Annotated in this window: 18 protein-coding genes; all 18 read right to left on the bottom strand. The window is 64.8% G+C overall.

The window, feature by feature from the left end; genetic code table 11:
• Positions 1–26: 26 nt before the first annotated feature.
• The gene (locus J3A71_RS14650; RefSeq protein ID WP_016487339.1) at positions 27–440 is read right to left on the bottom strand and encodes a curli assembly protein CsgF; all 414 of its coding nucleotides are present in this window, start codon (positions 438–440) and stop codon (positions 27–29) included.
• Positions 437–838, bottom strand: coding sequence for a curli production assembly/transport protein CsgE (csgE, locus tag J3A71_RS14645; protein WP_016487340.1), 402 nt, complete (start codon positions 836–838; stop codon positions 437–439). Before csgE ends, J3A71_RS14650 begins: the two co-directional genes overlap by 4 nt.
• Positions 835–1362: a type II secretion system protein gene (locus tag J3A71_RS14640; RefSeq protein WP_060517942.1), complete on the bottom strand. Its 528-nt coding sequence runs from the start codon at positions 1360–1362 to the stop codon at positions 835–837. The genes csgE and J3A71_RS14640 overlap by 4 nt, the downstream gene beginning before the upstream one ends.
• A complete protein-coding gene (locus J3A71_RS14635; RefSeq protein ID WP_043197484.1) occupies positions 1337–1711 on the bottom strand; it encodes a type II secretion system protein in 375 nt (124 codons plus the stop codon). Before J3A71_RS14635 ends, J3A71_RS14640 begins: the two co-directional genes overlap by 26 nt.
• A 5-nt stretch (positions 1712–1716) precedes the next feature.
• Complete coding sequence (locus J3A71_RS14630) at positions 1717–2196, bottom strand: type II secretion system protein (protein WP_016487343.1); 480 nt, start codon at positions 2194–2196, stop codon at positions 1717–1719.
• On the bottom strand, positions 2193–4058 hold the full coding sequence (locus J3A71_RS14625) for a secretin N-terminal domain-containing protein (RefSeq protein WP_023049215.1): 1866 nt from the start codon (positions 4056–4058) through the stop codon (positions 2193–2195). Before J3A71_RS14625 ends, J3A71_RS14630 begins: the two co-directional genes overlap by 4 nt.
• Complete coding sequence (locus J3A71_RS14620) at positions 4055–4579, bottom strand: hypothetical protein (protein ID WP_060517944.1); 525 nt, start codon at positions 4577–4579, stop codon at positions 4055–4057. Before J3A71_RS14620 ends, J3A71_RS14625 begins: the two co-directional genes overlap by 4 nt.
• On the bottom strand, positions 4579–5142 hold the full coding sequence (gene pilO / locus J3A71_RS14615; RefSeq protein ID WP_060517946.1) for a type 4a pilus biogenesis protein PilO: 564 nt from the start codon (positions 5140–5142) through the stop codon (positions 4579–4581). The genes J3A71_RS14620 and pilO overlap by 1 nt, the downstream gene beginning before the upstream one ends.
• A complete protein-coding gene (locus J3A71_RS14610; protein ID WP_060517948.1) occupies positions 5129–5671 on the bottom strand; it encodes a hypothetical protein in 543 nt (180 codons plus the stop codon). The genes pilO and J3A71_RS14610 overlap by 14 nt, the downstream gene beginning before the upstream one ends.
• Position 5672: 1 nt before the next feature.
• Positions 5673–6452 (bottom strand): hypothetical protein, encoded by a 780-nt coding sequence (locus J3A71_RS14605; protein WP_070086652.1) that lies wholly within the window; start codon positions 6450–6452, stop codon positions 5673–5675.
• Positions 6436–8109 (bottom strand): GspE/PulE family protein, encoded by a 1674-nt coding sequence (locus J3A71_RS14600; RefSeq protein WP_016487348.1) that lies wholly within the window; start codon positions 8107–8109, stop codon positions 6436–6438. The genes J3A71_RS14605 and J3A71_RS14600 overlap by 17 nt, the downstream gene beginning before the upstream one ends.
• Before the next feature lie 61 nt (positions 8110–8170).
• A complete protein-coding gene (locus J3A71_RS14595) occupies positions 8171–8704 on the bottom strand; it encodes a response regulator (protein ID WP_016487349.1) in 534 nt (177 codons plus the stop codon).
• 249 nt (positions 8705–8953) lie between these two features.
• Positions 8954–9595 (bottom strand): SurA N-terminal domain-containing protein, encoded by a 642-nt coding sequence (locus tag J3A71_RS14590; RefSeq protein ID WP_096426135.1) that lies wholly within the window; start codon positions 9593–9595, stop codon positions 8954–8956.
• Positions 9596–9607: 12 nt separating this feature from the next.
• On the bottom strand, positions 9608–11134 hold the full coding sequence (locus J3A71_RS14585) for an ABC transporter substrate-binding protein (protein WP_096426136.1): 1527 nt from the start codon (positions 11132–11134) through the stop codon (positions 9608–9610).
• 127 nt (positions 11135–11261) lie between these two features.
• Positions 11262–11924 (bottom strand): SCO family protein, encoded by a 663-nt coding sequence (locus J3A71_RS14580; protein ID WP_060518133.1) that lies wholly within the window; start codon positions 11922–11924, stop codon positions 11262–11264.
• Positions 11921–12577: an SCO family protein gene (locus tag J3A71_RS14575; RefSeq protein ID WP_095115257.1), complete on the bottom strand. Its 657-nt coding sequence runs from the start codon at positions 12575–12577 to the stop codon at positions 11921–11923. The genes J3A71_RS14580 and J3A71_RS14575 overlap by 4 nt, the downstream gene beginning before the upstream one ends.
• A complete protein-coding gene (locus J3A71_RS14570; protein ID WP_070087009.1) occupies positions 12574–14550 on the bottom strand; it encodes a cytochrome D1 domain-containing protein in 1977 nt (658 codons plus the stop codon). Before J3A71_RS14570 ends, J3A71_RS14575 begins: the two co-directional genes overlap by 4 nt.
• An 18-nt stretch (positions 14551–14568) precedes the next feature.
• A complete protein-coding gene (mnxG, locus tag J3A71_RS14565; RefSeq protein ID WP_070087008.1) occupies positions 14569–20415 on the bottom strand; it encodes a manganese-oxidizing multicopper oxidase MnxG in 5847 nt (1948 codons plus the stop codon).
• Between the last annotated feature and the right edge of the window lie 218 nt (positions 20416–20633).

The following is a 20633-nucleotide window of genomic DNA, read 5'->3' as shown; positions in this document are numbered from 1 at the left end:
CTCCCCAACATAAAAGCCCTTCCCTCTCAGGGGTTCAGGCCGCTGACCTCAATGATCGAAATCTCGCCTGTGGCACGATCGGTGACCTTGATGCTCAAGGCCCCGGAATCGTCGATGACGTCGATGAGAAACGCGTCGGTCGCCATGCTGCCGGTGCTGCCGTTACTGATGTTGTCCAGCAACTGCGACAACATCCGCGACTCCAGCTGGTTGCTGAAGCGCTCCAGGGCCGTGGTGCCGGTAAAGGCCGAGGCACGGTCCTTGAGGTCGGGGTCGTCGTAGTCGTTCTGCGCCTGGGCGTTGTTCAGCAGCCAGGTGCCGTTCAACGGGTTGCCGCCAAAGGCCGGGTTGACCGGGGTGTACACCAGCTCGGTGGCCTGGGCAGCGCAAGCGCTGGCCAGCAGGCAGGCGGCAATGCAACGTGGAATGCGGTGGTTCATAGCTCGTCCCTCTCCAAGTCAGTGGTGTCCTGTAGCAGGCGTTGCAGCTTGCGTTGAATGATTTGCTGCTTGACCAGGTCGGCGGCTGCCACGGCCTCGTCTTTGAGCTCGGTGGTGTTCGGTGGCAGAAAGCGGCGGTACATCACCTCACGCTCGAACTCCACGGTGACCAGGCTGCCCCAGCGGGCATCCGGGCGTTCGCGTACCACCAGGTTGAAGTCCAGGCGGCTGGTGGCACGCAGGCGGTCGGCGAAGTAGTAGTAAAAGTCGTGGCCGATGTGCGAGATGGTGTTGTCGACGATAAAACCCTGCATCTCGTCTTCAACACCCGCCTTGGCCGAGGTGGCCAGCCCCGCCATCAGCAGCAGGCTCAGGCATAACGCAGCCAGGCGGCTCATGGCGTATCTCCCGGGCCTGCATGGGTCTGCACGCCGCCTGCACTGTCGGTAAACGCCTGCTCGGCAACGAACTGCCAGTCGCTGTAGTGCTCCAGCCCTTCAAAACCACTCCATTCGGCGCTGAAGCCACTGCGCTTGAACGGGGTAGCGTCCGAGCGGCTGTGCACCCCGGTGATGCGGCCGTCGATCGAGCGCAGCAGGCCCCACTCGTCGCTGTTGGTGATGGGGTCGGGGTACAGCCGACGAATGTGCCGCTGGGCCTGCGGAAAGCGGTTGTCCTGCAGCAGGTCGGCCAGCGCCTGCGGGTACTGGGCCAGGCCCGGCGAGGCACGGTAGTAGCTGCGCAAGGCCTGGGCGTACTGGCTGCCCACCCACAGCAGCTGGCGCTCGCGATCACGCTGGGCGGCGCTGGCCCAGATCGTGCCAGTGGCGGCCAGGGCCACGCTGCTGACCGCAATCAGCAGCAGCACACCCAGGTAGGTGAAGCCGCGATCGGCCTTACCATTCAGCGAAGAGGCTGCCATCACGCGCCCTCCCTGTGGCACCGCTCTTGATATCCGCCACGCCGCCGGCCACGCCTTCGGGCGGTGGCACCAGTTGCCAGGCATCGCTGCGCTCGGTGATCGGGTCGACCGGGGTGTTGCGCAGGTAACGTTGCTCCACCAACTGCTCCAGCGAGTCTGGGTAGTGGCCGGTGTCGCCGTAGTAGTGGTCAAGTGACTCGCGCAGCACCGCCAGGCTTTGGCGCAGGGTGGCTTCGCGGGAGCTTTCCAGGCTGTTGAAGTAGCGCGGCATGGCAATGGTCAGCAGCGTGGCGATGATCGCCATGACCACCAGCAGTTCGATCAGGGTGAAGCCTTTGCTGCGTTTCATGGCTGTCACCATTGCCCGTAGGGAATGTTGTTGAGGCCTTTGCCGCGGGCCCTGGAATACACGTCGAACACGTCTTCGCCTTCACGCGGGCTGTCGGGGCTGCTGTCGTAGGCGCGCAGGCCCCAGCCGCCTTGGTCTTCATCCTTGGCCGCCAGCAGCGGGTCATGCGGGATGCGCCGCAGAAAGTAGAACTTGGCGCCCTTGGCACTGCGCACATCGCGCACACCGTCCACCAGTACCTGCAGGTTCGGCGGATAGCCACTGGCGTCCAGGCGCTTTTCGATGTAGCCAGCATCGAACGCCCGCTTGTAGGCATCGATGGCATCGCGTATCTGGTACAGCGCCTCGCGCAGTTGCTGCTCCTTGCCACGGCGGACCACGGTTTCGGTCAACGGCGCGGCCATGCTGGCCAGCAGCCCGAGCAGTGCCAGGGTCAGCACCACTTCGATCAGGCTGAAACCCTGCAGGTGGCGGCGCGCTTTCATGGCCGTGGGCTGCCGTTGACCGGGGCGACCGCCATCTGGCTGTCGACCACGGGCGCGTCGGTGGCCGGCGCATTGCCGGGCACCTCCATCGGCGGTAGCGGTGCCATCTGGCGCACCTGCATGGCCGACTCGGTACCGGTGGAAAACTCCATGTCCGACGGGCTCTGGTACGGCAGGTTGCGTACGATGCGCGGGGTGATCGCCAGCACCAGCTCAGACTTGCTCATGTCGTCCTTGTTGCTGCCGAACAGCCGGCCCAGGCCGGGGATATCTCCCAGCCCCGGGATCTTGTTGCCGCTGGCGTTGTGGTCGTTGCGCACGAGGCCGGCCAATACCTGGGTTTCGCCATCGTGCAGGCGCAGGGTGGTCTGGGCATTGCGGGTATCGACCTGAACCGGGATGGTGCCCTGGCGGGTAGCCTCCAGCGGGGTGGCGTTGCTGACTTCCAGGGCCACCTTGATCGCCACTTCGTTGTTCAGGTGCACGGTGGGCTGCACTTCAAGCTTCAGGCCCACGTCCAGGTAGGTGACACTTTCGGTAATCACCGGGCCCTGGGTGGACGGCACCGACGTGGCGCTGATGATCGGCACGCGCTGGCCGATGTGAATGCGTGCCTGCTCACGGTTGCTGACGCGGATCACCGGGCTGGCCAGGGTATTGATGTCCTTGTCCTGGGCGTTGATCTTGGCCTGTGGTGCCGGCGAGATGCTGATGCGGCTGGAATCGATGCCGCGCAGCTGGTCGAGCACGCTCACCGACTTGCCGTCGGACGTCAGCACGCCGAAGGTGTTGGGCCACTGCAGGCCAAGGTCGAGGATGCGCGAGGTAGCCACTTCCATCACCTCCACCTCCAGTACCACCTCGGGGTTGGACTGGTCCTGCGACTGCAGCAACTTCTCGGCCATGCGCACGGCATCGGGGGTGTCGCGCATGGTCAGGGTGTTGAGGCGCTCGTCCACGAACACGTCGCGGGTCTTGAGCATGGTCTTGACCATGTTCAGCGCGGTGTTGGCGTCGATGCTGGTGAGGTAGAAGGTGCGCATGACCAGTTCCTGGTAGTCCTTGGTCTTCTGCGGCGAGTCGGGGTAGACCATCAGGGTGTTGTCATTGACGATCTTCTGGCGCAACTGGTTTTGCTCCAGCAGCAGCGCCACCGCGTCCTCGATACGCACTTCACGCACGAAGATGGTGGCCTTCATGTCCGGGCGCAGGTCTTTGTCGAAGATGAAATTGATGCCGGCAACCTGGGACAGCACTTCGAAAATGGTCTTCAGGTTGGCATCGCGAAATTCCAGGGTAACCGGCCGATCCAGCTTGCTGCGCAGCTGCGGAAAGGGCTGCGCGGTGCGCGCCTGGACGTTCTCGATGTCGCTGCGCAGGGCAATGCCCTTCTGGTTTTGCGGGTCCAGGCGCAGCACTTCGCGCATGTAGCGCTCGGCGCCGAACAGGTCGCCCTGGCGCAATGCTGCCTGGCCCAGGGCCACGCGCTCGTCCAGGGTTCGGATCAGCTCCAGCTGGCGCGTACCTTCCTGGGCACGGCGGTTGTTCGGCTCCAGGGTCAGCACCCGGCCATAGCCCATGCGGGCGTTGGCAAAGTCATGGCGGATGCGGTCGGCATCGGCCTGGGTCAGCAGTGCCTCCACGGCGGCCTGGCGGCTGTGGGCCAGGGCGATGTTCAGCTCGGTGTCACGCGGGTCATCGCGCAGGGCCTCTTCCAGCCGGGCAATGCCAGCTTCGTACTGGCCCTCCTTCATCAACTGGTCGCTGTCATTGCGTACCGCGCTGGAGCCGCAGCCGGCAATGGCCACGCACAACGCCAAAAGCAGGAACGGAGCAGGCTTGCACAGCTTTGACGACTTCATGGTGCGCTCCCGACAGACAAGGTCTGTGACTGGTGCAAAGGCAGGTAGACCAGGTTCAGCTCACTGGCCGATACCCGATCGAGGCGATAGGTGTCTTCGATGACGTCGCCCTGGCGCACGACGTAGAGTTTTTCGCCGCTCTGCAGAAAGATCTGCAGATCGTCGTTGTTACCCATGCGGCCGATGAACTGGAACGGTAGCGCCGGCGCGGTCGGCGCTGCGGCCACGATGGGCGCGACAGCCACGGGTTGTTCGGTGACGGTGGCCAGGGCTTGGGGTTTGCTCCATTGCTGGGTTGGGAACAGATCTCGGGAGGCCTGTTCCGGCCCTTTCGCGGCTAAAGCCGCTGCCACAGGTTCGGCGTTGCCCACAACGCCTGTGGGAGCGGCGGTGCGGCGATCCGACTTGCCCGCGAAGGCCGCAACGCTGTCTTCCTGGCCGAACCAGTGCCCGGGTGCCCAGGCGATGGCTGCGCTCACGCCAAGAAAGCTGGCCCAGATCACTGCACGTTGTGTGTTCATCATGACCTCGACAGGTAAAGGGTCATGCGCAGGCGGGCATTCAGCTCGCTGTCGCCGATGCGTTTGCGTTGCAGCTCAAGGTCTTCCAGCACCAAGGTCGGCAGCTGCTTCAGCAGGCCTTTGAGAAAGCCGCGAATCTGCGGGTAGCTGCCGCGCACCGGCAGCACGATCTGGTAGCGCGCCAGCTGGGTCTTGGGATCAATGCCCAGGGCGTACTCACCGCGCGCCAGGCTGATGTGCTCGGCGCTGGCCAGGTGGTACAGGCGCTCGATCAGCTCGCTGGCCTGGGGCTGCCCCGGCAGTTGCTGGCGAAGGCTGTCGAGGGCTTGCTGCTCGGGCTTGACGGCGATCTTCACCTCGCCACGCTTGACCCGCTCGACCTGGACGCTGGCGTCCGCTTCGGTGGCGCGCAGTTCGCGCACGCTTTGCCACTGCGGCAGCACCCCGGCGCACACCACACCCACCACCAGCAGGCCCACGGCGGCGGCAGCCAGGCCAACCGGGCCGATGCGGTGGAGGCGTTCCTGAAGGATAAGGCTGTTCAGTGATTCAAGGGCGGGCATGGCCGGTCTCCCAGGTCGCAGTGAGGGTGAAGCGCACCGGGTGCTCAGGCTGCGCGGCCAACACCTCGTGGTTCAGCAGCGATACATCGCTGAGCTCGTCGCTGGCTTCCAGCCGCTGGTGGTACTGCAGCATCGCCTCGAGGTTGCGTGCTTCAGCGGCGATGCGAACCTGGCCTTTACGCGCGTCCGGGGTCAGGCCAAGCAGCGCGACATCGTCTTGCGGCAAGGCTTCGAGCATGGCGAACAGCTGCTGCCATGGGCGTTGCAGTTGTTGCGACACACTGCGCATCTGTGCCAATCGCTCGGTCTGCTCACGGCTGGCAGCGGTACTTAGCGGGGCAGTGGTAGCCGGGCGGCGGCCCAGTTGCAGCTCCAGGCTGTGCACGCTGGCCTCAAGGTCTGCCTGCTCGGCCTGCAATTGCTGTTGCAGCAGCACCAGGCCGGCGACCATGGCGCAGCCCAGGGCCAGCAGCGACCAGGCCAGCGGGCCGCTGCGCCGGGGCTGGAAGTCCAGTTCAAGGCGGCGCATGTCAGGCCACCGCCCGCCACATGGCGCACAGGGGGTCGGCTTCGCTGGCCGGCTGGCACAGCTGCACCGCCGCCAGTTGCGGCACGTCGCCCCGGCCCGGGGCATGCAGGTACACCCGCGGCAGGTGCTCGCCATACAGCTCGCAGGTGCGCTCGATCAGTGCTTGCAGGGCCTGGTCGCTGTCGGCGCAACCTTGCGTCAGCACTTGCTGCCAGGCGCCGCCGGCAGCCAGCAACAGCACGCTGCGGCGCGGCTCGGCCAGCACGAACAGGAAGTCGCCCTGCTGCAGCTGTGGCGAGCAGCGGTTGTAGGCGGCCATCAGGTACGGTTGCACCGAGCGCAGGCTCAGGCGGCTTTCCCGGCCCAGCGCCTGCAACCGTTGCAGCAGTGCGTCGGGCAGCGCTGTAGCGATGCGGGCGGCGCCGGCAGGCTCGGGCGACAGCACGATGCGCCAGTCGTCCAGCGGCTGGCCGTAGAGGTTTTCGAAGCAGGCCCGGGCGTAGGCGTCCAGCTCGCGCGGGTGGCCGATGGCATCACTCCATGGCACCAGGCAGAAGCGGCTGTAGCGGGCCGACAGCAGCACCCGCAACTGGGCGCCACGTACGGCGTGCTCGGCCAACAGACCGGCCAGCGCGTCGACGGCGGGTTCCCAGGCGGGCTGGGCGCCATCGCAACTGAACCCGCGGGTGCCCAGCCACTGGTGTTGGTGTTTGTGCCAGCAACCCAAGCCGACACCCTCGGCGCCCAAAACAGCGCAGAAACGATCAGATGAATGTGACACGGTTGATCTCCTCAAGGGTGGTGCGGCCGTCGCGGACCAGGTCCAGGGCCGAGGCCCGCAGCAGGCGCAGGCCGCGCTGGCAGGCGAGTGTCTTGATTTGCGACAGGGGGCGGCGCTCGACAATCATTTGCCGCAGGTCGTCATCCAGGTGCAGCAGTTCCGCGATCGCGCTGCGGCCGCGAAAGCCACTGCCACGGCACTGGCCGCAACCCTGCACGCGAACGAACCTCCAGCCGGCCACGCCTTCACGGCTCAGGCCCGAGCCATACAGGGTGTCGTCATCCACTTCGCAGGGGCTGGAGCAATGCGGGCAAGCCAGGCGGATCAGGCGCTGGGCCAACACTGCGTTCAATGCGGAGACGAAGCTGTAGGGGTCGACCTGCATCTGGCTGAAGCGGCCAATCACGTCGAACACGTTGTTGGCGTGGATGGTGGTGAACACCAGGTGGCCGGTCAGCGCCGACTGCACAGCAATTTGCGCGGTGTCCGGGTCGCGGATCTCACCGACCAGGATCTTGTCCGGGTCGTGACGCAAGATCGAGCGCAGGCCGCGGGCGAAGGTCAGGCCCTTCTTCTCGTTGACCGGGATCTGCAACACGCCGGGCAGCTGGTACTCGACCGGGTCTTCGATGGTGATGATCTTGTCTACGCCATGGTTGATCTCGCTGATCATGGCGTACAGGGTGGTGGTCTTGCCGCTGCCGGTGGGGCCGGTCACCAGGATCATGCCGTAAGGTTCAGCGGCCAGCCGGCGCAGGGCGCGCAGGGTTTCGTCGGCAAAGCCCAGGGCTTGCAACTGCACGCCACTGACCCGGTCGGACAAGTCCTGCTTGTCGAGCACCCGCAGTACGGCATCTTCACCAAAGATGCTAGGCATGATCGATACACGGAAGTCGATCTGCCGGTCGCCCACGGCAACCTTGAAGCGGCCGTCCTGGGGCACGCGTTTTTCGCCGATGTCCAGTTCGGCCATGACCTTGATGCGCGAGATGACCTGGTCGGCAAAGGCACTGCCACTGGCTTTGCCAGCGCCGTTTAGCACACCGTCGATGCGGTACTTGATGGTCAGGCCCTGGCCGGTCATGCCCAGGTGGATGTCGCTGGCGTGCAGCTTGAGGGCGTCGTACAGGGTGGCGTTGACCAGCTTGACCACGCGGCTCTGGTCTTCGCTGATGCTGGCCAGCGACAGGCGCTGCAGCGGGTCGCCTTCGCTGCTGGCCTCGGCGTCATGGTCAAGGGCGTCCACGGCGTGGAAGCTTTCTTCATGGCGGGCCAGGAACGTGGCCAGTTCGGCGGGGTGCGCCAGGTATAACGGCGCACCTTGCAGCACATCGTCGATCCAGGCCAGGCGGGCGGGGTCGAAGGGGTCGGCGAAAACGCCCAACAGCTGGCCGCCCTGCTCGATCAACACGAATTCGCGCTTCAGGCACGCGGCGAGGCTGACCTTGTCAAAGCGCGGGCTGCTGGCCAGCAGGGTGTGGCTGGCCAGTACCGGGTAGTGCAGGGTCAGGCCCAGGCGCTGGATGAAGGTGTCGGGGGTGTCGCAGGCAAGGCGCTCGAGGCAGCTGAGCAAGCGCTCGTCGCTGGCTTGCAGGCGGGCCTGGGCCAGCAGGTCGCGGGGGTAGGCTGAGACTGTTGCATCGAATGCTTCTGGCATGGCCTGCGACTCCGCTCAGGGGGCGCGTCGCAGGCTGGCTCAGCCAGGGATGCGGGCGCCGCTATTCCCCTGTGAGCAGTTGATCGTCGTCGGGCCTCGGGGGCTTGCCGCCATTACACCGGCGCTCAGCCAACACCCAGCTTCCATCGTACAACTGCAGGGGGAACGATTCGTTCCTGTTCTGGCGTCGTTCGACGAACCCGTCAGCCGGGTTGTCCGTGGCCCTGCGCCGGCGCTCGATGCCCATCAGGTCGAAGATCGCACGGGCCAGTTCCACCAGTGGAAACGGCTTGAACAGGACATGGCTCACACCCAGCTCGGCGGCTCGCTCACGCACCTCGACGGTGGGGTGGGCGGTAATCAGCATGAAGTGGCACTGCCTGTTCTTGCGTACAGCCTCTAGAACCTGAAAACCTTCCATGTCGGGCAAGCGGTAATCCAGCACGATGACTTGTGGGACCAGGCGTTCAGCCTGCTCGATACCACTGGCACCGTCGTGGGCAACATGAACTTCCAGGCCTTGCGCCTGCAGGTACGCTTGCAGGTTCTGCGCAAGAGTCTGTTCGTCATCGACTACCAATACTCTGTTCACCAAGGTCGACTCCCAAGAACTGCCCGGTTACCCGGTCTGCGAAGTGCGCCCTTGTAAAGGCTTGAGCAGGCTTCGTGCCAGGCGTGAAAAGTCATGTTGCGCCGTTGTAACTCATTGATTCGCTGAGGGTGCTGGCCAGCATCTGATACGCAGCAGGTAGCCGCACCCGCCCAGTTCCCCACAAGCGGGGAAAATGATGGCACATTGCCAAACCGTAAATCCCCAGCATTGGGGGAAACGCTATAAGGGGCCTCAGTCCGCGATCTCAACTGTAGCCGAAGCACGCAAACGTTGGCGCACAGACTGGCGCGCTTGCGCCTGCCGCTGATCGACAAGCGCAGCCCTGGCCAAGGCCAGGCCCTGTTCATGTATGACTGAAGGGTTATCATTTTGGTTCTGCGCTCCTTGCAGTCTTTCCTGGTTGGCATCATAGAACGCCTGCACTTCAGCCTGGCTCGGTGCTTCGACTGCGCTGAGCTGGGCATACACCTGCTGGGCCGCCATGTCTCGCCGGGTGTATTCACTGTACTGTGCCCTATCGAAGCCCGCCTGCGCCAGACGCCGTTCGAAAATGGCCGGGCTGCCAAACGCGGCTTCTACCTCGCCGACATGCGCCGACACCTGCTCGTCGCTGATGACGATGCCTTGGCGCCGCGCCTCCTGCCACAGCAGCTCCTTGTCGATCAGTTCGTCCAGGGCCTGATCGCGCAGGCGCTTGTACAGGCCCGGGTTGCGGATGCTTGTCACCGCGCGGCCCTGGGCGTCCAGGTACTCACTGAAATAGCGTTCCAGGCGCGTCAACCCGATCTCCACGCCATTGACCCGAGCCGCCGGTACATCGGCCCAGCTCGGCCCGGCCATTACCAGCAACAGGCACAGCAGCACACTACGCATGGCAACCTCCGCTCAAGGGCTGTCCGGCACCGGCCGGTACGGGGTGACTGCGGTGAAGTGCGGCCCGGGCAGGGCCACCGCCACCACATGGGCACCGGCCATGCCCTGGCGGCGACCGGGGCCAAAGCCCAGCGCCGGGGTCAGGCCGGTAGCCACATCGTGCAGGCCTTCCAGTGCGCCAATCAGTTGCTCGCGGCTGGCATCACGGCCGATCTGCTTGAGCGCTTCGCTCAGCAGGCGCAACGCGCACAGGGTATTGACCTGCAACGACGCCTGGCGTGGGTCCAGACCTTGGCGCTGCTGTAGCCCGGCGAGGGTAGCCAGGCCTTGCTCGGTCCAGTCTTCGGGTACATAGGGATAGGCCAGAAACACCCGTTGCGACCATTGTTCGGGCAAGCGCGCCACGGCGCTGGCCACTTGGCTGGACGCGGCGAACAGGTACGGCTTGCGGCCTGCTGCCTGCAATGCCGTCGCCAGTTCGGCAAATGCCTGCGCGCGGCCCAGGAATACAATTCCCTGCCCCTCCACGGCCTTGCCATCGAAGGCCTCAATGGTGGGGGGCGCCCAGCCTTGCTGCAACAGCCGCTCGCGTACCTGCTCGGCCGCGGCTGCCTGCTCGTTGCCGGCGTACACCACGCGCAAATCGCCCGGTGCCAGGCCCAAGGCTGCTCGGGCGTGGCCAGCCAGGCTCAGCAGTTGCGTAGGCAGGCCAGGCAGTGGGTCGAATATCTGTGCGCTGCCACCACTGCGCGGGGTGCTGCCGATCAGGGGCACATTCTGCGGTGCCAGCAAGGAGGCCAAACGCAGGTCGAGCATCGGTGCCAAGGGCGAAATCAGGGCGAACACGCGCTCCTGCTCCAGCACCTGCTGCAAGGCTTGCTCGGCGCTGGCCGGGTCTTCACCCGGGTCCAGCACGACCAGTTGCAGACGCCGCCCGTGAATGCCGCCTTGCTGATTGAGTTGCGCCAGCCCGTCTTCCAGCACCGCGCGTACCACCAGCCCGACCTCGGCCAGCGGCCCGGAGGCAGGCAGCAAGGTGCCCAGGCGCAGTACGCCCTCCTCTATGCCGGGGTCGCGCTCCTCGGCCAGGCGCTTGAGGTAGGCGGTAAGGTTGCGCTGGTCGGCCATGGTCAGTTCGAAGCGTGGCATGGCCGGGTCCAGGCGGTTGCCAGCCGGGTCTACACCCTGCTGGATGGCCCTGGCCAGGCTGCGGTCGGTATAAGCCGGGTAGCTGCGGCCGTTGGCTTCGCGTGCGCCCTGGCCTTGTGCCAGGCGTTGCCAGTCCAGGTTGGGTGGGCGCACGCCGCCTTCGGCGCGGCCACGGCCGTCGTTGCCGTGACAGCTGGCGCAGGGCAGCACGCTGGCGGGCACACTGATGTCGCTGGCGCCGACCCGGGCCTGCAATTGTGCATCGCTGCTGGAGACCCCTTCGCGGTAGAGGCGTTTGCCGGCTTGTTCGTTGGCAGTGAGATCAAAGGCCAGGGCTGAACTGCAGAGGCTGACACTGACGAGCAACACCATAAATTTTGCAGTGTTCATGCCGGCCTCTTCGCGGGGCAAGCCCGCTCCCACAGGATCAGTACAAGCCTGAGGGCTATGAAAAAACTGTGGGAGCGGGCTTGCCCCGCGAAGAGGCCGGCACGGCGAGCCCAGGCGCGCATGGCAATCACCGCCCTGCCAGAGGCTGGGTCAGTAACTGCATGCGCTGGGCAATCGCTGCCGGTGGTGCATCCGGGCGGATCTTGCTCCAGCGTTTGCCCGCCACATCACCGGCAATCAGCTGCGTGGAATGCTGCTCTGGGCTGGGCAGGAACTGGCCGATGCGGCCGAGCACCAGGTCGACATTGGCTTTGTCGCCGGTCAGGAACAACCAGTTCGGCCCATCCACCCCCTGTTTCTCGGCAAACGCCTTGAGTGCTTGCGGGGTATCGTTGAGCGGGTCGCTGCTGATCGACACGAAGGTCACCTGGCTGGCCAGTTGCGGCCCCATGGCCTGGCGCACTTCGCGCAGCTTGCGGGTGATCAACGGGCAGGCGTCGGTGCAGTGGGTGAAGATCACGTTGAGCATCACCACCTTGTCTTTGAGCACATCACTGTAGAAACGCAGCTCGCGGCCGTTCTGGTCCTTCAGTACGGTATCGGTGAACCAGGTCTGGGCATCGCGGGTGCCGCCGCCACTGGTCATCGCCTGGGGGGCTGGTTGCGGCTCGGGGGCCTGCTCCACGTGGCCTTCGTGGGCGAACGCCACCGAAGCGAGAATCCACAGGCAGCCGCCCAGCACCAGCCAGTCGAAACCGCGCATGCCGCCGCGGGAGGTTACAGAGCTCATGGTTGCACCTCATGGTGGTCGGCAATGGCCGTGCTTTTGGCGTGCGCCCGACGGGCGCTGAGACGGTTTATTTCTTCGATCAGTACCGTTGGGTCGGTGAAGCCGTAGTAGCGCGTCCAGTGCCCGCTTCGCCCGTCACCCACCAGGATCAGCGGCGGGTGCTGGCTGAGGTCGGCGCTGAAGCTGCCCAGGCCCTTGAGGGTTTCGGTGATGGCGTAGGGGGTGCCGGTCAGCCAGCTCCAGCCCGGCCCCTTCTGGAAAGCCTTGGCGTAATCCTGCAGGCGCTTGGCATCGTCACGCTGCGGGTCGACGCTGATCGAGACCATGCTGATCTCCTCACCTACCCGGCCACCCAGCTGTTGCTGGACCTTGCCCATGATCGACGACACCACCGGGCACACTGTGGTGCAGCTGGTATAGATAAAGCCCATGACCACCAGGTGATCACTGACCAGGTCCTGCTCCAGGCGTACCGGCATGCCGTCCTGGTTCAGCAGGGAAACGTCGGCAAAGCGCACACTGGTCTTTTCCTGGCGAGCCGCCGGTGGCGGCTCGGCGTGGCCTTTGTGATCGTGCCCGGCGTGGGCCATGGCCAGGTTGCTGGCAAGGGCCAGGCTCAGGGCCAGCAGTTGGAAAGAATGCTTGGCGTTCATCGCACACTCCTCATGTCAGTCCGGGAAGCGTTGGTCGCTGCGGCCGGCAGGACGCGCAGGCTGGTGTAATTCTCTTCGGCAAACTTGCGTCCCAACGATGGCGACTGGACATGCAGGTACCAGGCGCCGGCTTCGGGCAGTGTCAGGGCCGCCTGATAGACACCCTGCCCCACCTCCAGCAACTGCAGGTTGCGTGGCATGGACGACGGCGCCAGGAAGTAGCGCAGGCTCAGGTCAGTGAGGCCCAGCCGCGGTTGGCCGTCATCACCGACGATGCGTACCCGAGCGGTAATGGCGCTGTGCTGCGGCAGCGGTTGGTCCAGGCCGATGAACTCTGCGTGCGCGCCCTTGCGCTTGCCGGCATTGGGCGCTTCGGCGACATCGGCGCTGAAGCAGTGGATGATCTGCGGCTGGTTGAGCAGAAAAGCCACGTCAAATTTGCCGGCAGCGGGCAGTTTTACCGTTGAGCCGTACACCCCGGGTGCCACCTCGCGCAGGCTGCGGTCGATGACGATGGCGGCGCGGGCCTGATGACCACGGTTGTTGTAACCGGACATCGGCGCATTCATGCCCTCGGCGTAAAAGTAGGTGGTGTTGTCCACCGGGTTGACCACGAACACCGAGTTGTCATCACGTGACACCGACAACCCCTGGGCCAATGGCAGGTCACCCGCCTGGCGCGGCGCTGCAGGGCCGGCCTCGAAGCCCTGAACGATCGGCGAGCGCCCTTCGCCCAGGCTGGACAGGTTGATCATGGTCACTTTCGGGGACGCCAGGCCGCGCACATAGGCATAGGCCTTGGTGAAGGTCAGTTGGTAGGGTTCGGCCGCCACCGGAATCTGGTGGATCAGCTTGTCGGTACTGGCATCGATCACCAGGGCCTGGTTCTCAAGCGTGTTGAGCACCACACCGTAACGGCCATCGCTGCTGAAACGCATCGGCCCCAGGCCCTGCTCGGCCTTGACCGTGTGGCGCAGCTGGTGGCTGCGCGCATCGAACACCCGCACGCTGCCTTCCTCGCCATCGACCACGTAAACGGCCTGGGACAGCGCCGAGTAGCTGACCGACAGCGGGTGCGGGCCAACCTTGATGGTTTTGGCAAGGCGCATTTGCGGGATATCGATGACGCTGAGGGTACCGCTGTCGCGGTTGCTGACGTAGGCAAAGCGCGAGTCGGCGCTGAAGGCAATTTCGTGATGCCCGGTGCCGGTGTTGAAGCTTTTAAGAGGCGTGCGCCCCGGCACGTCGATGACCGTCACCCCACCTTTGGCCGGGTCACTGCTGTTGTTGCCGACCCACAGCCGGTGCTGGTCGGGTTGCAAGGCCACGCGCAGCGGCTGCTCGCCGGCGTCCAGGTCGGCCACGCGGGTGAAGGTTTCGGTATCGATGACCGCCACCTTGCCGCGCTCGGGGATCGACACGAATACTTGCTTGTCGTCGGCAGTGGCCACCCAGTCCATTGGCCGACCGGGCAGGTCGATGCGGGCCATGGTGCTGGTCACGCCGCCCACCGAAACGGTCGGATCGATCACCGTCAGGCTGGCGTCGTTGTTCAGCATCAACAGGAAGTAGCTGTTCAGGTCGAGCAGCGGTCGGGCGCCGATGCTGCTCTTGAGAAACAGCGCGACCCGCGCCTTGCAGCTTTGGCTGCGGTCGCCTGTCGGGGCCGACTGCGCCGGGTCGATCCACGCCCCCGGCGCCATGCCCGACAGCGGCTGGCCGCTGGTCTGGTCGCTGACCTTGAAGCGGATGTTGGCGAAGGCGCCTTCCTTCAACTCGCCCCCGGCCAGCGGCCGGGCCTCGAACTCCACGGTCACGCCGTCCCGGCTGAGCCGGTGCAGGGCCTGCGGGTCGGCAGGTTCCTGCAACAGCTCGCGCGGATCGCACCAGAGCTTTTCATACGCCACGCCCAGGCCGATCAGCGCCACTCCCAGCAATACCCCCAAGTAAGCAGGGCGAGTCTTTTTGTTCATGCTCGCGCTCCCCTTCTGTCACTGCGCCGGGGCCGTTGCCGGCGGCGCTTCGTTGGTCACCCGCAAAATCCCCCACAACCCGGACAGGTTGCCGTAGGCGGCGTAGTCGCGGAACAGGTAGTCACCCGCCACCGCGTTGGCACCGCCGGCACTGGGTAGCATGAAGCTGAAGTGCGCCGCCGGCAGTACGCTCTCCTGGGCGCCGATGTACATGGCCATCGGGTTGTAGCCGAAACGCACCGAACCAATGCCTGGCAGGCTCATCGGGTAGCCGTCCAGGTCACTTTTCTCGGCCTGGTAGTTGTGCAATGGCCACAGGTGCCCGTCCAGCTGGTAGACCATGCCGCGGCTGCCGCCACTGGGCATCACGATATGGTTGCGCACCGGTTGCCCAGGCTTGGCGTACAGCACCGGGGTCTGCGGGTCGCCACCCACCAGGGCGTTGGCGTAGGCCATATGGGCGTTGGGTACATCACCAAAACCCAGGCCATTGGCACGGCCGAACGGCGAATCGGGCGCCATGCCGAAGCGCAGCCACAAGGGTTCGGTCTTGTAGTTGACCGCCATGTTGCCGTTGTCTTGCGGGTCACCGGCAGCACCGTTGCCTTCGGTATTGATGCCTTCTACCGGACGACCATCGGCCCAGCGCATGTTCAGTGCGCGCTGCCACACGGTGACGAAGTCGCGGTAGTCCGGCTGGCCGCTGACCTTCACCGTGGCCTGGGCACGTGAAGCGGCGTCCTCGGTCCAGGTGGCGGTTTGCGGCAGAATGCTCATGGCACCCACCAGGCCTTTCTGCGGCTGTTTGATGAAGTCTGACGGGGTCAGGTTGAGGCCGCCGAACTCGATGGCAGTCGTGTTGATGTTGTCCACTGTGCGGCCTAGCTGCGACACGGGTTTGCCTTCACGCTCCAGGTGGCCGGCGTAGTACTGGTACACCTTGGTCGGGTAGGCGCCACTGGTGCCAGCACGTGGCGGTACGGTCTGCACCGGGTTCAGGCCTATGTTGGCGCCGTCGGACTTGGTGATGTCGTAAGCCAGCAACTGCGCATGCAGGCCCACGTGGCTCGACGGCCGCATCAGGTTGTTGGCAAAGGCTGTGGCACCTTCGCTGTCGAAGCGGTCACGCTTGACCACGTTGTGCATCACTGCCGTGCTCGGCAGGTCTGGCATCACCAGCGGCAGGCGGTTCTCCAGGGTGATGCTGATGCAGTCGCCGGCGTTGGCGCGCAGCACCAGAGGCTCTACCGGCACACCCGCCTTGAGCTTGCCGGTGGTGGCGTCGAGGTCAGCCTTGCGCACGTACAGGATCGCGGTCGGGTCATGCAGCGGTGCACTGTGACCACCGATGGTGAAGGGCTCCCCATCTTCGGGGTCTATACCACTCACCAGCGGGATGGCGGTTCTACGGCTATTGAACACCAAGGTGCCGCCGTTGGCCTTGAGCGCGCCACCGACATGTTGGCCGATACCCTCCACGTCATTGATGCTGACGCCATTACGGTTTTCGAGAATGTCATTGGCCAGCGCCGCAACGATCTCGTAGTTGCGCTTGACCGTGGTGCGGGTGCCGATGCCGTTGGGGTTGGCCGTGGTTTTCGGGCAGATGCCGTCAAAGTTCACGGTGTTGCGCATGGCCACCGGTTGCGGGTTGTTGGGCAGCGGGAACAGGTCGGGACGCTGCGCGGTGTAGTTGCGCATGATGCCCCAGATACCGTTCCAGTAGCCTTCCAGGGCGGCGTCCAGCGAGTACAGATAGTCGCCGTTGGTGGCGGCGGAACTGGAGATCATCGACACCGGTGCCATAAAGCCCATCTGCTCGGAGATACCAATCATCTGCGACGACTTCCAGCCCGAGTTTGAGCTATTACCGAAACCTGTGCCGTTCTGCAGCCACTTCACGCCATGCAGGGTGACGTTGTGCTCCTCCTCATGGCCACCGGCGTGCATCCGCAGGCGCACGTTGTCACCGGAGTAGGTGCGCAGCAGCGGGGTGAAAGGGTCGCCCGGCTCGGCGCCAGCCTTGTTGATGTGCGGCGGGAACAGCGTGGTGCCGCCGGTAGGACCCACGGCCGAAGTTATCGCCGAGGGTGACAGGTTCATCGCCGGGATGGCGCGGTCGGTGCGGGTTTGCATGGCATAGCTGAGGTCGCCGGCCAGGCCGTCGGCCTGCATGCCACGCTTGCCGTCCGGGCCAACCTTGTTCGGGTCGAACACGCGCAGGGCCAGCGGCTCGTTGCGATAGTTGACGACGAACATGCCAGGGTCATCCACCGAGATCGCCTGCGGACATGGCCGGCTTGGGCAGCCAGGGTTGATACCGCCACGTTCCTCGACAATGGCCTCCAGCAGGTTCGATGCCTTGCCGCGCACTGGCGGGTTGATTGCGTAGCGGAAGCTGTCGGCGGTGGCCGGGTACGACTGGGCACTGGGCACGCCGTCCGGCCCTGCGCCTACGTAAACCCCGGCTTCATAGGCATGCTGGAAGTCGCTGTATTCCAGGAAGAACTCTCGGTAGCTGTCGTTCTTGCCATCGCCATCGTGGTCGCCAGTCTGGATTACCGCCTGCCATGACGTCGGGCCTCCGTCCTGGCGGGTGGCAGGGTTGTACAGCTGCTCGCCGGTTTCGGCGTGATACCAGGTGGACCCGGCCGGTTCGGCCAGCACGGTGGCATACAGGCCCAGTTGCTGGTGGGTCGATGGGCCAAGGTGGTCGTGGGTGAAGATGGTGCCCAGGCCACGGTCGATGTTATGCACGTTCACCAGCGGGTCTGCGAACCAGCGCTGCATGGCCGTGCGTGCGCCCAGCCAGTCAGCCCGGCCGAAGCGGCCGAAGTACGGATGCTGTCTGGCTTTCGGACAGGCAGCGGTATCGTCGCGGCTATCGCCCTCGGTGCAGCCGTTGTATGCACGAATAGCCTGCACCCGCTCGACCACGCTGCCGGGCGAAAGAATGCCGTCTTCATAGTTCCAGCCATTGGCCGAGCCGTCGGCAGCGGTCAGGTCCCACTTCGGCAAGTGGATGTGCTGGCCGATCACATCGGTCGGGGTGCGCACCTGGTAGTCGTCCATCTCGTAGATGTTCGGGATCAGGTTGGTGTGCTGGTACATGGTGCAGTCGAAGGTGTTCATGCGCATCACCAGTGGCTCTGGCGGGCGCTGCTTGGTGATCACTGGCCAGGCGTCTTCCCACAAGGCGATGATGCGAGCCTGGGGGAAGTGGTAGCCGACCTTGTTGTACACCGCATCGAACTGGATGTTGGCACCTTTGTAGATACGTGGACGGTCGGCGGTAAAGGCGGAAGCGCCACGGAAGTTGACGCCGGTCAGGCTCTCGCCGCTAACGAACTCACCCGCACCGGAGGATTGAGTGAGGCGCTTGCCGCGGTCATCCATGCACGGTTCGTAGAACGGCGCGCCGGCAGTCGGCAAGGCGCCATTGGTGCGAAACGCCTTGGGCACCGGCTGGCTACCAGGGATCAGGGCATAGCTGGGGTGCTCGGCCATGGCGTGGAATTGCATGGCCGCCTGTTCGACATCGGTGCCCTCTTCTGGCAGATAGATGGCTTTGGCCTTGTGCACGACCTTGGTGAAGTCCAGCTTGGTGGTGGTGGTTTGCGCTTCGCCACCGGCGGATACACCGTCCAGTGCATGGCGGCCAAGGCCGCCGTTCCAGCCATCGACCTGGTTCGCATCCAGGTTGGCCCACAGGGCTTTGCCGCTGTCTTTCAACTGCCGGGCCAGGGCTGGGTCGAGCATGTCCAGCGGCGGGGTCGGCGGGCGGTTGCCGACGCTGCTTTCAATGCCGCCGATCCAGAACGGGTAGCCTGGGTTTTTCAGGGTGCCGTCGGCGTTGCGGTTGGCCTCGGTACGGTCGACCAGCGCCAGCGAGCCCACGGCCTTGCGTACAGCCCCCTGGCTGGCGTGGTCGTCATCGCCCTCTTCTTCGGTGTCGTCATCCTCGGTGGCGGCAACCAGCGCTTCAGAGAGCTTCGGCACGACCACGACCTTGCCGGGCATCGGCGCCATGGCCTTGCCGGGCAACGGTACGATGGCCGGAATCGGCGTGCCGGCGATGATCTCGCCGTCTGGCAGCGCACGGGCCCCCACGGCCGGCTTGCCGCTGCGCAGGGCGAACGGCGTGCTGTGGAAGCCGTTCTCGCCCTGCCCGCTCACCTCAAGGCGGGTGCCTTCTTCGAACACGTCGTGTACGCGCCACATGGCCCACATGCCTTGGGCGAAGTGCGGGTAGAAGTGGCAATGGTAGATGGCATCACCGGCCACCCGGTTGCGGTTCCCCGATCCGCCATTGGCGATTTCGTAGGTGTAGCCGACGCCAGCGCCGATACCCTGGGCATCGATATAGTCGGAATTGTCGTCATTGGGGTTGAATAGCCACTGGTGGCCATGCAAGTGGAAGATGTGCTGTTCGTGGCCGTTGTGGGTGTTGCGGAACTTGGTGAAGTCACCGATATAGCTATGGTGCACGTTGGCCGGCTCTGAGGGATAAAGGGCCATGCTGGCCTTGACCCCGACAGCGCTGGCCGGGGGGACTTCACCCGGGCGGATGTGCTCCAGGCCGACGTTGGCCGGCACATCCACCAGGGTGCCGATGTCACCGACGGTGTGAGCGCTCAGGAAGAACTCTTCGTAAGCGCACGACAGGCAGTCGTGCATCGGGCCTACCCCCAGGCGGTTGGCAACCACTTCGGCACCCATGCCACCGGAACCGTAGTTGATCATGAATGAATCGCGTGTCGGCTCCAGCACATGGCCCATCACCGGGTCAGCCCAGTAGCCGGGGAACGCCTGGGTACCGGCGACCTCGTCGGCGAACTGCGAGGCGAAATCACGGAACGCCTCCAGCCGGTTGGGCAACGCCGGGTTGCGCTTGCCGATGCTTTCCAGTGGGTAGGTCGACTTGGGGAAGCTGCCGTCAGGGTTGGGGCCCATGACGATGGCATCGGTTTCGCTGTTGATGATCTCGTTGCCATTAACCATGGCAATGATCGGTTTGCCAGCCTTGCCCTCGGTGATCCAAGGCTCTGCCTGGGGGTAGCGGGCTTCATAGTCGATCACTGGCTGGCCGGTGGCAGTGCGGCCGGTCGTGGCCAGGCGCATTTCTTCTTCGGTGAGGGTGTTGCGGTAGGTGCGGCCCAACTTGGGTACCACCACCACCTGACCGAACAGGCCATTGGCAACATTGCCTGCCGTGCCTTCGCCGCCGAACGTGGCGGCCTTGCTGGTAGCGGCAAATGCCCCTTCGCGCTCGGCATACAAGGTATAGCTGCGGGTGCTGCCGGGGCTGGCGAAGAAATTGCCGTTGCGCCCGGTATAGGCGGAGATGTCGGCGATACTGTTGACCGCCTGCATGCCGTTGACCTGGAAGCCGACCATGCGCTCGGCGACCTGTTCGTCGGCTACAACGCCTTCACCGCCTTGGTTTTCAACCTCCGGCCCCTCCTCCTCACCCTCGGGCTCTTCGGCCTCGATGCCGTGCTTGTTGGGGTTGGCCTGGTAAGCCAGCAGGTTGGTCAGGTTGACGGTGAGGCAGTCACCGGCTGCTACCCGCAGCACAATCGGCCGCGGGCGCTTGTCGGGGCGCAGGGTGACCTTGCCCGGCACTGCGGCGCCACCCTTGCTGAGGGGGACCTGTTTGTCGTCCACCACATCTTCGCGCAGGGCGAACATCATGCCGTTGGCGTTTTGTGCGCCAAGGCGGTTGAACATCAGTGGCTGGTCCAGTGCCACCACGTTGGCGACCAAGGTGCGCTGGCACTGCACGGCCGCCTCGCTGGTCGCTTCCCAGCCTAACAGGGCCAGAACGAGTGATGACAGAAGGGGGCCTTTGCGTGGCGTCGACATGCTACACCTCCGGGGCACGGGAACTCTGTGGAGGGGTGGAGCAAGGTGTATGCCAGAAGGATATTTTTATTATTTATCAGTGGTTTGCACGATCAATCGAAACAAATTGGGGAGGATCCCCCGGCGGTTTTCCCCGATTTGGGGGCAACGGATTGCATGACTTGAAGGCGATGCAATCACTGTGGGAGCGGCCGTGGCCACGAACACCGGCGAAGCCG

The organism is Pseudomonas sp. PvP089 (assembly GCF_017875165.1).
GTDB classification, from domain to species: domain Bacteria; phylum Pseudomonadota; class Gammaproteobacteria; order Pseudomonadales; family Pseudomonadaceae; genus Aquipseudomonas; species Aquipseudomonas fortuita.
Note: the sequence above shows the minus strand (reverse complement) of the source record. Positions and strands in the feature narration are given on the sequence as shown.

Bases quoted from the DNA above. Each gene is read 5' to 3' on its own strand.
- J3A71_RS14650 (WP_016487339.1), bottom strand. From the start codon at position 440: ATGAACCACCGCATTCCACGTTGCATTGCCGCCTGCCTGCTGGCCAGC.
- csgE (WP_016487340.1), bottom strand. From the start codon at position 838: ATGAGCCGCCTGGCTGCGTTATGCCTGAGCCTGCTGCTGATGGCGGGG.
- J3A71_RS14640 (WP_060517942.1), bottom strand. From the start codon at position 1,362: ATGGCAGCCTCTTCGCTGAATGGTAAGGCCGATCGCGGCTTCACCTAC.
- J3A71_RS14635 (WP_043197484.1), bottom strand. From the start codon at position 1,711: ATGAAACGCAGCAAAGGCTTCACCCTGATCGAACTGCTGGTGGTCATG.
- J3A71_RS14630 (WP_016487343.1), bottom strand. From the start codon at position 2,196: ATGAAAGCGCGCCGCCACCTGCAGGGTTTCAGCCTGATCGAAGTGGTG.
- J3A71_RS14625 (WP_023049215.1), bottom strand. From the start codon at position 4,058: ATGAAGTCGTCAAAGCTGTGCAAGCCTGCTCCGTTCCTGCTTTTGGCG.
- J3A71_RS14620 (WP_060517944.1), bottom strand. From the start codon at position 4,579: ATGAACACACAACGTGCAGTGATCTGGGCCAGCTTTCTTGGCGTGAGC.
- pilO (WP_060517946.1), bottom strand. From the start codon at position 5,142: ATGCCCGCCCTTGAATCACTGAACAGCCTTATCCTTCAGGAACGCCTC.
- J3A71_RS14610 (WP_060517948.1), bottom strand. From the start codon at position 5,671: ATGCGCCGCCTTGAACTGGACTTCCAGCCCCGGCGCAGCGGCCCGCTG.
- J3A71_RS14600 (WP_016487348.1), bottom strand. From the start codon at position 8,109: ATGCCAGAAGCATTCGATGCAACAGTCTCAGCCTACCCCCGCGACCTG.
- J3A71_RS14590 (WP_096426135.1), bottom strand. From the start codon at position 9,595: ATGCGTAGTGTGCTGCTGTGCCTGTTGCTGGTAATGGCCGGGCCGAGC.
- J3A71_RS14585 (WP_096426136.1), bottom strand. From the start codon at position 11,134: ATGAACACTGCAAAATTTATGGTGTTGCTCGTCAGTGTCAGCCTCTGC.
- J3A71_RS14580 (WP_060518133.1), bottom strand. From the start codon at position 11,924: ATGAGCTCTGTAACCTCCCGCGGCGGCATGCGCGGTTTCGACTGGCTG.
- J3A71_RS14575 (WP_095115257.1), bottom strand. From the start codon at position 12,577: ATGAACGCCAAGCATTCTTTCCAACTGCTGGCCCTGAGCCTGGCCCTT.
- J3A71_RS14570 (WP_070087009.1), bottom strand. From the start codon at position 14,550: ATGAACAAAAAGACTCGCCCTGCTTACTTGGGGGTATTGCTGGGAGTG.
- mnxG (WP_070087008.1), bottom strand. From the start codon at position 20,415: ATGTCGACGCCACGCAAAGGCCCCCTTCTGTCATCACTCGTTCTGGCC.